This window comes from Streptomyces venezuelae, from assembly GCF_008642335.1.
GTDB classification, from domain to species: domain Bacteria; phylum Actinomycetota; class Actinomycetes; order Streptomycetales; family Streptomycetaceae; genus Streptomyces; species Streptomyces venezuelae_F.
The window spans coordinates 2680041-2692720 of sequence record NZ_CP029191.1 but is presented as its reverse complement, the minus strand read 5'-3'; the positions used below and the strand labels follow the sequence as shown (position 1 = coordinate 2692720).

At 70.8% G+C, this 12680-nt stretch carries 9 protein-coding genes; 4 read left to right on the top strand and 5 right to left on the bottom strand.

The genetic code is table 11. The annotated features are described in order from the left end of the window. Positions 1-402 precede the first annotated feature (402 nt). From DEJ49_RS12035 to DEJ49_RS12025, 3 genes are all read left to right on the top strand, one after another. Complete coding sequence (locus tag DEJ49_RS12035; RefSeq protein WP_150184132.1) at positions 403-861, top strand: NUDIX hydrolase; 459 nt, start codon at positions 403-405, stop codon at positions 859-861. Between the two features lie 141 nt (positions 862-1002). Further along, positions 1003-2781 carry a TIGR03767 family metallophosphoesterase gene (locus tag DEJ49_RS12030; protein ID WP_150184131.1) on the top strand — a complete coding sequence of 593 codons (1779 nt, stop codon included), beginning with the start codon at positions 1003-1005 and terminating at the stop codon, positions 2779-2781. 113 nt (positions 2782-2894) lie between these two features. After that, on the top strand, positions 2895-4061 hold the full coding sequence (locus DEJ49_RS12025; RefSeq protein ID WP_150184130.1) for a serine hydrolase domain-containing protein: 1167 nt from the start codon (positions 2895-2897) through the stop codon (positions 4059-4061). Between the two features lie 12 nt (positions 4062-4073). Here the strand turns inward: DEJ49_RS12025 and DEJ49_RS12020 are convergent, their stop codons facing one another. Further along, a complete protein-coding gene (locus DEJ49_RS12020; RefSeq protein ID WP_150184129.1) occupies positions 4074-5129 on the bottom strand; it encodes a hypothetical protein in 1056 nt (351 codons plus the stop codon). 177 nt (positions 5130-5306) lie between these two features. Further along, positions 5307-7883, bottom strand: a complete 2577-nt coding sequence (pepN, locus tag DEJ49_RS12015; RefSeq protein WP_150184128.1) for an aminopeptidase N — start codon at positions 7881-7883, stop codon at positions 5307-5309. A gap of 144 nt (positions 7884-8027) precedes the next feature. Here pepN and DEJ49_RS12010 point away from each other — a divergent pair, with 144 nt between their 5' ends. Then, complete coding sequence (locus DEJ49_RS12010; RefSeq protein ID WP_150184127.1) at positions 8028-8669, top strand: DsbA family protein; 642 nt, start codon at positions 8028-8030, stop codon at positions 8667-8669. Positions 8670-8804: 135 nt separating this feature from the next. Here the strand turns inward: DEJ49_RS12010 and DEJ49_RS12005 are convergent, their stop codons facing one another. The 3 genes from DEJ49_RS12005 to DEJ49_RS11995 all read right to left on the bottom strand — a co-directional run bounded on the left by DEJ49_RS12005 (position 8805) and on the right by DEJ49_RS11995 (position 12609). Then, positions 8805-9455 (bottom strand): superoxide dismutase, encoded by a 651-nt coding sequence (locus DEJ49_RS12005; RefSeq protein WP_055701917.1) that lies wholly within the window; start codon positions 9453-9455, stop codon positions 8805-8807. Positions 9456-9634: 179 nt separating this feature from the next. Beyond that, positions 9635-11056 (bottom strand): amino acid permease, encoded by a 1422-nt coding sequence (locus DEJ49_RS12000; protein WP_150184126.1) that lies wholly within the window; start codon positions 11054-11056, stop codon positions 9635-9637. A gap of 146 nt (positions 11057-11202) precedes the next feature. Next, entirely contained in the window at positions 11203-12609 is a 1407-nt protein-coding gene (locus DEJ49_RS11995; RefSeq protein ID WP_150184125.1) for an amino acid permease, read from the bottom strand. Positions 12610-12680: the final 71 nt, after the last annotated feature.

The window sequence follows — 12680 nt, the reverse complement described above, 5'->3', positions numbered from 1 at the left end:
GGTCGACACGGTCCGGTTTCCGGGAAGGTCCGGAATCCGGGGCCGGATGACCGCTCAGCCTTACGCAAGTGACAGCTGTTTGGGGAGAGTTGTCCGAGCTGTGATCAGGGCGTGACGCAATTCCGCCATACGCCATGGCGGACAAGCAGCTGTATAAGCGGACATGGCAGCCGAGGGCGCCCCGCCGGAGGCGTGAATCGCCCCAGGGCCTGCCCGGCGGATCAGGACGCGGTCGCGGGGTCTGGCACGCCCATCTGCGGCGTTGTCGTCGGTTGCCAACGCTCCGCGTTGTCGCCCTCCTCCGCCTTGCAGCTGGACGCACCAGACCCCGCTCACCCGCACCGCAAAGCGAATGCCACCGTCCTGCGCCCTGATCCGCCGGGCAGGCCCTAGCGTCAACCCGTGCACAAAGAACTCCGGGTGGCGGCCTACGCCGTATGCGTACGCGACGGACAGGTGCTGCTCGCCCGCTGGGTCGCCGGCGACGGCAGCAAGCGCTGGACGCTGCCAGGCGGCGGCATGGACCACGGCGAGGACCCCTACGACACGGTGATCCGGGAGGCCGACGAGGAGACCGGATACGTCGTCGAACCCGTCGCCCTCCTCGGCGTCGACTCCCTGCGCCGCCGCTACCCGCGCAGGCTCGGCGCCGTCGCCGACTTCCACGGACTGCGGATCGTGTACGAGGGACGCGTCACCGGCGGCGCGCTGCGCCACGAGACCGACGGGTCCACGGACCTCGCCGCCTGGCACCCGCTGGACGCCGTGCCGGACCTCGACCGCGTCGGGCTCGTCGACATCGGCCTGCGACTCTGGCGCACCCGCCCGGCCGACGGCCACCCGCTCTTCCCCGAAAGGTGAACGCGGAGTGACCGCTTCCCCTCCGCCGGAGGAGGGGTGTGTGACCGCGCAGGGTGCCGAATGATCCACGTACGGTGATCGGCGCTGCGCGTTGCCGTCTCGTTCACGCGCACGCCACCCCCGCTGCCAACGATCCAGTACATGCCGCGCATACGCTCTGTCGCCACCGCAACCGCCACGGCCGCCGCGGATGCCGTCGACCGCCGCGCCCTCCTCGCCGCCGCCGGAGCGGTCACCCTCTCCGCCGGGATCGGCTACGCGCTGGGCCCCGGCGCCGGTTCGGGGAACGCCGCCCCCGCCGACCGCGCCACCGTCCCGCGCTCCCGCCCGGCGCCCGCCGCGCCCCTCACGCCGTACAAGAACGGCACCACCCTGCACACCGTCGCCGCCCCGCACGGCACCACCGGTTACCGGCGGCTGGGCGAGGGCCCGGCCTGGCCGCGGGTCGTCCGCGGCGACCTCGCGGCGGCGAAGCCGGGCCGCGAGGGGCGCAGGACCGCGCTCGCCGCGTTCGTGCAATTCACCGACCTGCACCTCGTCGACGTGCAGAACCCGCTGCGCTACGAGTATCTGCGCGCCCAGACCGCGAGCGCCTGGCGCCCCCACGAGTCCCTGTCCGTCGCGGGCGCCGTCGCCCTCGTCGAACGGGTCAACGCGCTGCGCGGCGCCCCCGCCACCGGCGCTCCCCTGCACTGCGTCGTCACGACCGGCGACAACACCGACAACAACTCCCGCGCCGAACTCGACTGGTTCCTCAAGGTGATGAGCGGCGGCCGCATCACCCCCAACACCGGCGACCCCCGGCGCTACGAAGGCGTGCAGGCCAGCGGCCTCAAGCTGTACTGGCACCCGGACGACCCGCTGCGCGACGGCGACAAGCGCCTCGGCTTCCCGCACCTGCACGGCTTCCTCGACGCCGCGATCCGCGAGGTCAACAGCCCCGGACTCGCCCTGCCCTGGTACTCCACCGTCGGCAACCACGACGCCCTGCCCGGCGGCTGCTGGGCGCCCCGCGACCCGTACCTCACCGAGTTCGCCACGGGCGGCAAGAAGCTGATGTCCCTCGACGAGACGCGCGGAGCCGCCCTCTGGAAGGCCGTCAAGAAGGGCCACGACCCCAAGGGCGCCCGCTTCAAGGAGCTCCTCCAGAGCGAGAAGCGGCGCATGCGGTCCGTCACGCCCGACGCGTCCCGCGCCCCCTTCACCCCCGCCGAGTACCTTCAGGCCCACCTCGACCCCGCCCACACCGGCCCCGGCCCCGTCGGCCACGGCTACACGCAGGAGAACCTCGCCGCCGCCACCCAGCACTACACGTTCCGCATCAGCGACGACGTGCTCGGCATCAGCCTCGACAGCACCGACCCCGGCGGCCACTACGAAGGCTCGCTGGGCACCGCCCAACTGCGCTGGCTGGAGCGGCAGCTGAAGGCCAACGAGCGGCGCGACGGCGGGCCGTCGTACGTCATCGTCTTCAGCCACCACACCAGCAGGACCATGCGCAACCTCCGCCACGACCCGGCGCGCCCCGGGGAGGCCCGGCACGGCGGCGACGAGATCGTCTCGCTGCTCGGCAGGTACCGCTCCGTCCTCGCCTGGGTCAACGGCCACAGCCACAAGAACGCCATCACGCCGCACCGCACCCCGGACGGCGCCTTCTGGGAGGTCTCCACCGCCTCGCACATCGACTTCCCGCAGCTGGCGCGGGTGGTCGAGCTCACCGACAACCACGACGGAACGATTTCCCTCTTCACCACGCTCATCGAGTCCGCCGCCCCGCACCGCACGGATTTCGCCGACCTCTCCCAGACCGGTCTCGCCGCGCTGTACCGCGAGCTGTCCTTCAACGCGCCCGGCGCGAAGCCCGCGCTGGGCGGCGACGCGGGCGACCGGAACACGGAACTCGTGCTGCGAAAGGGCTGAATCGCGCTCAACTCCGACGGTCCGCTCAACCCTCCGCACCGGCCCACCGGTCACCCCGGCCGACGACAGCCGGACGGCGACGTCCGGGACCACAGGGCCGGGAGGGGCAGGACATGACAGTGCGCGGAAGACGAGCAGGGGTGACGGTCGCGCTCGCCGTGACGGCGGCGATGACGGTGACGGCCGGGGCGTACGCGGCCCCGGCGACCGGAGAAGGGCAGCACCGCGCGACCCTGCGCGCCATGAAGGCCGCCCTGAACGAGGACGCCCCCGGCGTCACCGTCCAGGCCAGGGACCGGCACGGCCGCTGGAACGCCGCCGCGGGCACGGGCGACCTCACCCGGCACACCCCGCGCGGCGCCCACGACCACTACCGGGTCGGCAGCATCACCAAGACGTTCGTCGCGACCGTGCTCCTCCAACTGGAGGCCGAGGGCCGCCTCGACCTGGACGACACGATCGGCACGTGGCTGCCGGGCGTCGTCGAGGGGAACGGCCACGACGGCGACCGGATCACCGTCCGCCAGATCCTCAACCACACCAGCGGCGTCTACGACGTGACGTCCGACGACGAGGTCCAACGCAAGGTGTTCAGCGAGGAGTTCCTCGACCACCGCTACGACACCTGGACCCCGGACCAGCAGATCGCCATCGCCATGCGCCACAAGCCGGACTTCGCACCCGGCACCGCCTGGAAGTACTCCAACACCAACTACGTCATCGCCGGAAAGCTCATCGAGCGGATCACCGGCAAGCCGTACGCGAAGGAGATCGGGCAGCGCATCATCAAGCCGCTCGGCCTGCACGCCACCTCGGTCCCCGGCACCGACCCCACCCTGCCCGCACCCAGCTCACGCGCGTACAGCAAGCTCTCCGACGCGCCCGACGCCGAGAACCACGACGTGACCGAGCTGAACCCGTCCGTGGCGGGCGCGGCCGGCGGGATGATCTCCGACTCGGCCGACCTGAACCGCTTCTACACCGCGCTGCTGCGGGGCAGGCTCCTGCCCGCGAAGCAACTCGCCGAGATGAAGACCACCGTCCCCAAGGGCGACGACCGGCCGGGCCAGCGGTACGGACTCGGTCTGGAACCCTTCAGGACCGACTGCGGCACGGTCGTCTGGGGCCACGGCGGCGACATCCACGGCTCGGCGTCCGGCGCCGGGGCGACGGCGGACGGCCGCCACGCGCTCGCCGTCAACTTCAACGGGCCCGGGGGCGAGGTGGGGCCGGTGCTCGACGCGGAGTTCTGCGGCGAGGGGTCCAAGGACAGGCTCTGAGGCCTCAGGCTCTCAGCTCGGGAGCACCACGACGTACGCCGCGGGGTCGCGGTCCGCCGACGCCATCAGTGCCGTCCGCACCACGGTGGCCTGCTGCTCCAGTGAGTCCCTGAGCTTGCGCGGGGTGATGTGGACGACGGTGATGCCGAGGCGCTCCAGGTGCTCGCGCTTGCGGACGTACTCGGACCACACCGCGTCGTCCTCCTGCTTCAGGCCGTGCCGGGGCGCCCGCGTGTCCAGCTCCACGGCCACGGCCTGGTCGGGCCAGTAGGCGTCGACGCCGCCGAGGTGCGGGCCGCCGGGCAGCCGCAGGTCGACGTTCCACATCGGGTCGGGCAGACCGTGCTCGGCGACCATGCGGTACAGCCGGTCCTCGGCGATGGCCCGCCCCTCGGCGATCAGGGAGTCGACGGCGTCCACGACATGGGGCCGGGAGAGCAGCCGGGCCTGGGTCAACTCCCTGACGACGGCCGACGGTTCGCAGTGGCCGCCGCGCACCGCCTCGGTGAGCAGCCGTCGCACCGCGCCCGCGTCGGCGAGCTGCGCCACCGCGTCGGCGAGCGCGCGGGGCACCGGGGCGACCGGAACTCCCGTGATCTGCTGGGGAGTCGGCAGTGCGGCGCCCCGCACGAGCCGTGCGAAGCCCACCGAGCGCAGGCGCCGGGTGCGGGGGACCAGGACGTCGATGCGGTCCAGGGAGAGCAGTGGGGGAGCGGACGAGAAACGGTGCAGGGCCAAGGCGGCGAGCCCCGTGATCATCACGTCGGCGTACGCGGCGTGCGGCTCACCGGCGCGGGGCTGGGAGGGGACGGCCCTGGCCTCGCGTGCGGGCAGGCGGCCCGCGTACAGCAGCGCGCCGTGCAGCCGCTCCTCGCTGGTCGGCGGGCCGGGGTGCAGCAGGCAGACGCCGGGCAGGAGCTGCTGCCAGGGTCCGCCCGGGCGGCAGTGCGCGCCGGCGTCCGCGGCGGAGACACCGTGCGCGCCGAGCTGGGCCGTGCTCATGACGCGCGGCTGGACGTCGGCGAGGTGCGTGAGGGGGAGGGGGGAGAGCGGGGCGTTGTGGTTCATGACCCGGTCGTTCCCGCGCCCCCTCGCCCCGCTAACCGCTGTTACACGCCCGTCGACAAACCAGGACAACCTCGCCCTAAAGCACGGGCGTTCGACTGCCGAGGATCTACGCCCCCCGGCACACTCTCTGACCTGCGCCGCCACCGACGACGGCACAGGCCAGTGCCTCACTCCGAGCTAGATCGCCGCCCCTGCGTCGCACGCCTGTGCCCGCAGGGACCGGGCCAGGTCGTCGCGTGCCTCCAGGACCAGGCGGCGCAGGGCCGGCGCGGACGACTCGTGCGCGGTGAGCCACTCGTCGGCCGCCGCCAGCGTCGCCGCGTCGCCCTGGAGGTGCGGGAAGAGGCCGCGCACCACGTCCATGCCGATCTGGATGGACCGCTCGGCCCACACCCGCTCGATCGACGCGAAGTACTTCGACACGTACGGCGCGGCGAGCTCCCGCTGCGACGGCTGCGCGAACCCCGCGATCGTCGCCTCGACCAGCGCGTTCGACAGCTGGTCGGACTCCACCACGGCGGCCCACGCCTGTGCCTTGACGGCCGCCGAGGGCCGCGCGGCCAGGCACCGCACCTGGTGCCGCTTGCCGGAAGCGGTGTCGTCCCTGGCCAGCTCGGCGGCGAGCGCCTCCTCGTCGGCGGCGCCGTGCGCGGCCAGCGGGCTCAGGAACGCCCAGCGCAGCTCCTGGTCGACCTCGAGGCCGTCGATCTTGGCGTTGCCGTCCAGGAAGCCCTGCAGCAGCTGGAGGTCGGCCGCCGACGACGCGACCGAGGCGAAGAACCGCGCCCACGTCAGCTGGTGCTGGCTGCCCGGCGCCGCGATCCGCAGCTCCCGCAGCGCGCCTTCGGCGAGCGCCCGGCCGCCCTCCTCGCGCCACTCCGGCGCGGCGTAGTGCGTGAGGGCGGAGTTCGTCCACGCGTGCAGCATCTGCAGGACGCCGATGTCGCTCTCCTGCCCGGCGAAGCGCAGCACGAGGCCGATGAAGTCCCGCGCGGGCATGAGCCCGTCCCGCGTGAGGCTCCACAGCGCGGACCAGCACAGCGCGCGGGCCAGCGGGTCGGTGATGTCGCCGAGGTGGTCCCGCAGCGTGGCGAGGGAGTTCTCGTCGAAGCGGATCTTGCAGTACGTCAGGTCGTCGTCGTTGACCAGGACGAGCTCGGGCGCCGTCTCGCCGGCGAGCTCGGCCACGACCGTGCGCGGCCCGTCGACGTCGACCTCCGCGCGTGCGTACCGCTCCAGGTCGCCACCCGCCGACCTGCGGTAGAGGCCGACGGCCACGCGGTGCGGGCGCAGCTCGGGGTGGGACTCGGCGGCCTCCTGGAGGACGGAGAGCTCGGTGATCCGGCCCTCCGCGTTCAGGATGACCTGCGGGGTCAGCGAGTTGACGCCGGCCGTCTGGAGCCAGGCACGCGACCAGGACGCCATGTCGCGCCCGGAGGTCTCCTCCAGGACCGAGAGCAGGTCGCCGAGGACCGTGTTCCCGTACGCGTGCCGCTTGAAGTAGCGCCGGGCGCCGTCCAGGAACGCCTCACGTCCCACGTACGCGACGAGCTGCTTGAGGACCGAGGCCCCCTTCGCGTACGTGATCCCGTCGAAGTTGAGCTTGGCGTCCTCCAGGTCGCGGATGTCGGCCGTGACCGGGTGGGTGGAGGGCAGCTGGTCGGCGCGGTAGGCCCACGCCTTGCGGTTGTTGGCGAAGGTGATCCAGCCGTTGGTGAAGCGGGTCGCCTCGACCATCGAGAAGGAGCCCATGAAGTCGGCGAAGGACTCCTTGAGCCACAGGTCGTCCCACCAGCGCATGGTGACGAGGTCGCCGAACCACATGTGCGCCATCTCGTGCAGGATGACGTTGGCCCGGCGCTCGTACGACGCCTGGGTCACCTTGCCGCGGAAGATGAACTCCTCGCGGAAGGTCACCATGCCCGGGTTCTCCATCGCGCCGAGGTTGTACTCCGGCACGAACGCCTGGTCGTACTTCCCGAACGGGTACGGATAGTCGAAGTTGTCGTGGAAGAAGTCCAGGCCCTGCTTGGTGACGAGGAAGATGTCGTCGGCGTCGAAGTGCGGGGCGAGGCCCTTGCGGCACATCGCGCCGAGCGGGATCTCCAGGCGGGTGCCGTCGTCCAGCACGCGCGTGTAGGAGTCCGTCACGTAGTGATACGGGCCCGCGACGACCGCCGTGATGTACGTCGAGATCGGCTTGGTCTCGGCGAACTTCCACACGCCGTCGGTCAGCTCGCCCGCGCCGTTGGACCACGCCGTCCAGCCCTCGGGGGCCTGGACCGCGAAGCGGTAGGGCGCCTTCAGGTCGGGCTGCTCGAAGTTGGCGAAGACGCGGCGGGCGTCCGCGGGTTCGTACTGCGTGTACAGGTAGACCTCGCCGTCCTCCGGGTCGACGAAGCGGTGCATGCCCTCACCGGTGCGGCTGTACGCACACTGGGCGTCCACCACCAGTTCGTTCTCCTCGGCCAGGTCCTCCAGCGCGATCCGGGTGCCGTCGAAGACCTCGGAGGGGTCCAGGTCCTTGCCGTTGAGCGACACCGCGGTGACGCTCGGCGCGATCAGGTCCACGAAGGTCGCGGCGCCCGGCTCGGCGCTGCGGAACCGGATCGTGGTGACCGAGCGGAACGTGCGCGGCTCCTGACCGCTCTCGCCGACCGCCGACCGCAGGTCGAGGAAGACCTCGTAACCGTCGACGGAGAGCAGCGCGGCCCTCTCGCGGGCCTCGTCGCGGGACAGATTCTCACCGGGCACGGGCGGCACTCCCTTGTGACTCGCATGACTCGTACGAATGTCTACGATCCTCGCATGTGCCGTCTGCGGCCGACATCCGGGAATGCCCCGGTGCGCCACTGACGTTTTCCCGGCCAGATGCGAACGGATTCCCTAGGGAGAGACATGTCCGAGAACGGCAGCAAGACCCCCGTCGACTTCTGGTTCGACCCGCTGTGCCCCTGGGCCTGGATGACGTCCCGCTGGATGCTGGAGGTCGAGAAGGTCCGCGACGTCGAGGTCCGCTGGCACGTGATGAGCCTGGCCGTCCTGAACGAGGACAAGCTCGACGATCTCCCCGAGGAATACCGCGAGATGCTGGAGACGAAGGCCTGGGGCCCCGTCCGCGTCGTGATCGCCGCCCAGCAGAAGCACGGCGACGAGATCCTCGGCAAGCTCTACACCGCGCTCGGCACCCGTTTCCACAACCGCGGCGAGGGCCCGACCCGCGAGGCGGTCGTCGGCGCCCTGGAGGACGCGGGCCTGCCCGCCGACCTCGTCGACTACATGGACTCGGACGCCTACGACACGGAGCTGCGCGCCTCCCACAAGGAGGGCATCGACAAGGTCGGCCAGGAGGTCGGCACGCCGGTCATCGCCGTCCCCGGCGCCGACGGCTCCCAGGTCGCCTTCTTCGGCCCGGTCGTGACGCCCGCCCCCAAGGGCGAGGCCGCGGCGAAGCTCTGGGACGGCACGCTGCTGGTCGCCTCGACCCCGGGCTTCTACGAGATCAAGCGGACCCGCACGCAGGGCCCGATCTTCGACTGACGCACGCCGCGCAGGCGAGCACAGAAAGGCCCCCGTGAGTCACGTCCTCACGGGGGCCTTTCCTTCATCCGCCCGCCTCGGCGAAGGTTGAGAAGACGATCACGAGGCAGGACGTTCTTTCACGGGGTCAGCTGCTCACGGAGCCAGCAGCAGGCTGTTCACCCGCTCCTTCGCGGCCGCGTAACGCTTGGCCACGTCCTGCCAGTTGACGACCTGCCACATGGCCTCGATGAAGTCGACCTTCTGGTTCTTGTACTGCAGGTAGAAGGCGTGCTCCCAGGCGTCGAAGACCAGGATCGGCGTCGAGCCCTGGCCGACGTTGCCCTGGTGGTCGTAGACCTGCTCGACGATGAGGCGGTTGCTGAGCGGCTCGTAGGCGAGCACGCCCCAGCCGGAGCCCTGCGTCGTCGCCGACGCCTTGGTCAGCTGGGCCTTGAACTTGGCGAAGGAGCCGAAGGACTCGGTGATCGCGTCGGCGAGGTCGCCCACGCCGTCCGCGGCCAGCGGCTCGCCGCCGCCGCCGTCCTTCGGGCTGTTCATGTTGTGCCAGTAGATGCTGTGGAGGATGTGCCCGGAGAGGTGGAACGCGAGGTTCTTCTCCAGGCCGTTGATGGCGCCCCACGTCTCCTTGTCGCGCGCCTCCTCCAGCTGCTCAAGAGTGTCGTTCGCGCCCTTCACGTACGCCGCGTGGTGCTTGTCGTGGTGCAGCTCGATGATCTGCGGGTTGATGACAGGTTCGAGCGCCGCGTAGTCGTACGGAAGTTCAGGAAGCGTGTAAATGGCCATGATCCGAGCCCTCCGACTGCTGCTCTGCTGTGGTTCTCAAGTTATTGCAAGTTCTTCGCAAGTGCAGGCTAGCAGCAGCTACCGGGAGAAGTTGATCAGCCCTTCGTCCTAGGTCCGCGGGCGCAAAAGAAAAGGAGCCCCGGACCGTGTGGTCCGGGGCTCCGTGTGCGGGGCCGTGCCTAGACGGCCGCCGCCCGCTTCTCGGCCATCTTCTGCCGCACGATCCCGATGACGGCGAGCGCCAGCGTCAGGCCGCCCGTGGCGAGCAGCTGCTTGCGTGTGTCGGGCTGGTCGGTCATCAGGTAGAAGATGTACGCCATGCCCGCCAGCGCCACCCAGGTCAGGAACGGGAACGCCCACATCCGGATGACGAGCTTCTCGGGCGCCTCGCGCTCGGTCCTGCGGCGCAGGATGAGCTGCGATACGGCGATGAAGATCCAGACCATCAGGATCATCGCGCCGATCATGTTGAGCAGCCACGGGAAGACGTCGTCCGGACGCCAGTAGCTGAGCAGCACGCAGACGAAGCCGAAGACGGAGGAGGCGAGCACCGCGAGGCGCGGCACGCCGCCGGAGACCTTGCCGAGCGCCTTCGGGCCCTGGCCGCGCTCGATCAGGGAGTACGACATGCGCGAGGCGCCGTAGATGTTGGCGTTCATCGCTGAGAGCAGGGCGACCAGGACGATGACGTTCATGATCTCGCCGGCGCCGGGGATGCCCAGGTGGTCGAGCGTGGCGACGTAGGGGCCCTTGGCGGCGACCTCCTTGTTGTCCCACGGCAGCAGCGTCACGACGACGAGCATCGAGCCGACGTAGAAGACGGCGATGCGCCACATCGCGGTGCGCACGGCCTTCGCGACGCTCTTGACCGGGTTCTCGGACTCGGCGGCGGCGATCGTGACGGTCTCCAGACCGCCGTACGCGAAGACGGAGGCGAGGAGGCCGATGATCAGGCCGTCCGTGCCGTTCGGCATGAAGCCGCCCTCGCCCGTCAGGTTCTCCAGGCCGGGGGCCGGGTTGTCCGAGCCGGGCAGGATGCCGAGGATCGCGAGGACGCCGATGCCGAGGAAGAGCGTGATGGCGCCTACCTTGAGGGCGGCGAACCAGAACTCGAACTCGCCGAAGTTCTTCACGGCCGTCAGGTTGGCGCCGCAGAACACCAGCATGAAGAGGGCGACCCACGCCCACTCCGGGCTGTCGGGGAACCAGCCGACCATGATCTTGGCGGCGCCGATGCCCTCGAGTCCGACGGCGACGCAGAGCAGGAACCAGAAGCCCCAGCCCGCGGTGAAGCCCGCCCAGGGGCCGATGGCGCGCTCGGCGTGGACCGAGAAGGAACCCGAAGCGGGGTTCGCGGCCGACATCTCGCCGAGCATGCGCATGACGAGCATGACGAGTGCGCCGGAGACGGCGTAGGCGAGGACGATCGAGGGACCGGCCGCGGCGATGCCCGCCCCGGAGCCCACGAAGAGTCCCGCGCCGATCACGCCACCGAGCGCGATCATGGAGAGGTGCCGCTGCTTGAGGCCGTGGACCAGCGGGGAGTCGGCCTTCGGTGCTTCGTCGGGTGCTGCGTCCTGGTGGGTGGACGTCCGAGACATGGGCGTGCCCTGTTCAGTAGCCGAGACGGGGGAGCGAGCGGCCCACAGTTTGAGGTCCGGTACCGCTGACAGGGAACACTTGACCGCTATACGGACACGACGCTCACACGTTGTGAAGAATCACGTACAACAAGTTCATCTGTTGTTCACACAGGGCTCTTCACGCGGGCGTCGCGCCACCCCCGCAGACCCGCGACCGCCAGGACGAGCGCCGTCGCCCCCGCCGACCACAGCAGCTGCGGCCGCGCGTCGGCGTCCGTCAGCATCAGCGCCAGCACGGCGGCCATCGCCGCCAGCGCCGCCCACGTCAGATACGGGAACGCCCACATCCGCAGCACCAGCCGCTCCGGCGCCTCGCGCTCGATGCGCCGCCGCAGCCGCAACTGCGACACCGCGATCAGCGCCCAGACGAAGAGCAGCACCGCCCCGACGGAGTTGAGCATGTAGAGGAAGACGGAGTCCGGCCACTTCAGATTGAGCACCACGGACACGAAGCCGAACGCGACGGACGCGAGGACCGCGCGCCGCGGCACCCCGCCCCCGGCCACCTTGAGCAGCGCCTTCGGGGCCTCGCCCCGCTCGGCCAGCGAGAAGACCATCCGGGACGACCCGTAGAGGTTGGCGTTCAGCGCGGAGAGCAGCGCCACGAACACCACGATGTTCATGATCGTCCCGGCGGACGGCACCCCGATCGAGTCGAGGACCGTCACATACGGACTCACCCCCGCCTGCTGCGCCGTCCAGGGCAGCACCGTCACGATGACCAGCATCGATCCGACGTAGAAGAAGAGGATCCGGTAGACCGCGCTGCGCACCGCGCGGGCGACCGAGCGCACCGGGTCGTCGGACTCGGCGGCCGCGATCGTCACGACCTCCAGGCCGCCGAACGCGAAGACGACGGCGAGGACGCCCGAGACGACCCCGGACCAGCCGTGCGGCAGGAACCCGCCCTGCCCGGTCAGATTCGTCAGGCCCACCGGGTCCGTCTCCGGCAGCACCCCGAAGACCGCGAGCAGACCGAGGACGAGGAACGCGACGATCGCGAAGACCTTGAGCGTCGCGAACCAGAACTCGAACTCGCCGAAGTTCTTCACCGACGCCAGGTTGGCCGCCGTGAACACCACCATGAAGATCAGCACCCAGGCCCACTGCGGCACCGCGGGCGCCCAGCCATGGGCGATCTGCGCGGCGCCGGTCGCCTCCACGGCGAGCACCACGACCAGCAGGAACCAGTAGAGCCAGCCGACGCTGAACCCCGCCCAGCGGCCCAGCGCGCGCTCCGCGTGCACGGAGAACGAACCCGACGCGGGCATCGCCGCCGACATCTCGCCGAGCATCCGCATCACACACATCGCGAGCGCGCCCGCGATGAGATACGAGACGACGATGCCGGGGCCCGCCACCGAGATCCCGGCCCCCGACCCCACGAAGAGCCCGGCGCCGATGACCCCGCCGAGGCCGAGCATGGTGAGGTGCCGCTGCTTGAGGCCGCCGCCGAGTGGCTCGGGTCCTGACCCCGTCGCGGGCAGGCTGTCCGGTGGTGCGTCGTGCATGGTGCTCAGGCTGCTCTCGGGGCTCACAAGACTTTGGCGGGACTCCACAGTCTCCCCGGGGTGCGGCCCCT

Bases quoted from the DNA above. Each gene is read 5' to 3' on its own strand.
- DEJ49_RS12010 (WP_150184127.1), top strand. From the start codon at position 8,028: ATGTCCGAGAACGGCAGCAAGACCCCCGTCGACTTCTGGTTCGACCCG.
- DEJ49_RS12005 (WP_055701917.1), bottom strand. From the start codon at position 9,455: ATGGCCATTTACACGCTTCCTGAACTTCCGTACGACTACGCGGCGCTC.
- DEJ49_RS12030 (WP_150184131.1), top strand. From the start codon at position 1,003: ATGCCGCGCATACGCTCTGTCGCCACCGCAACCGCCACGGCCGCCGCG.
- DEJ49_RS12025 (WP_150184130.1), top strand. From the start codon at position 2,895: ATGACAGTGCGCGGAAGACGAGCAGGGGTGACGGTCGCGCTCGCCGTG.
- DEJ49_RS12000 (WP_150184126.1), bottom strand. From the start codon at position 11,056: ATGTCTCGGACGTCCACCCACCAGGACGCAGCACCCGACGAAGCACCG.
- DEJ49_RS12020 (WP_150184129.1), bottom strand. From the start codon at position 5,129: ATGAACCACAACGCCCCGCTCTCCCCCCTCCCCCTCACGCACCTCGCC.
- DEJ49_RS11995 (WP_150184125.1), bottom strand. From the start codon at position 12,609: ATGCACGACGCACCACCGGACAGCCTGCCCGCGACGGGGTCAGGACCC.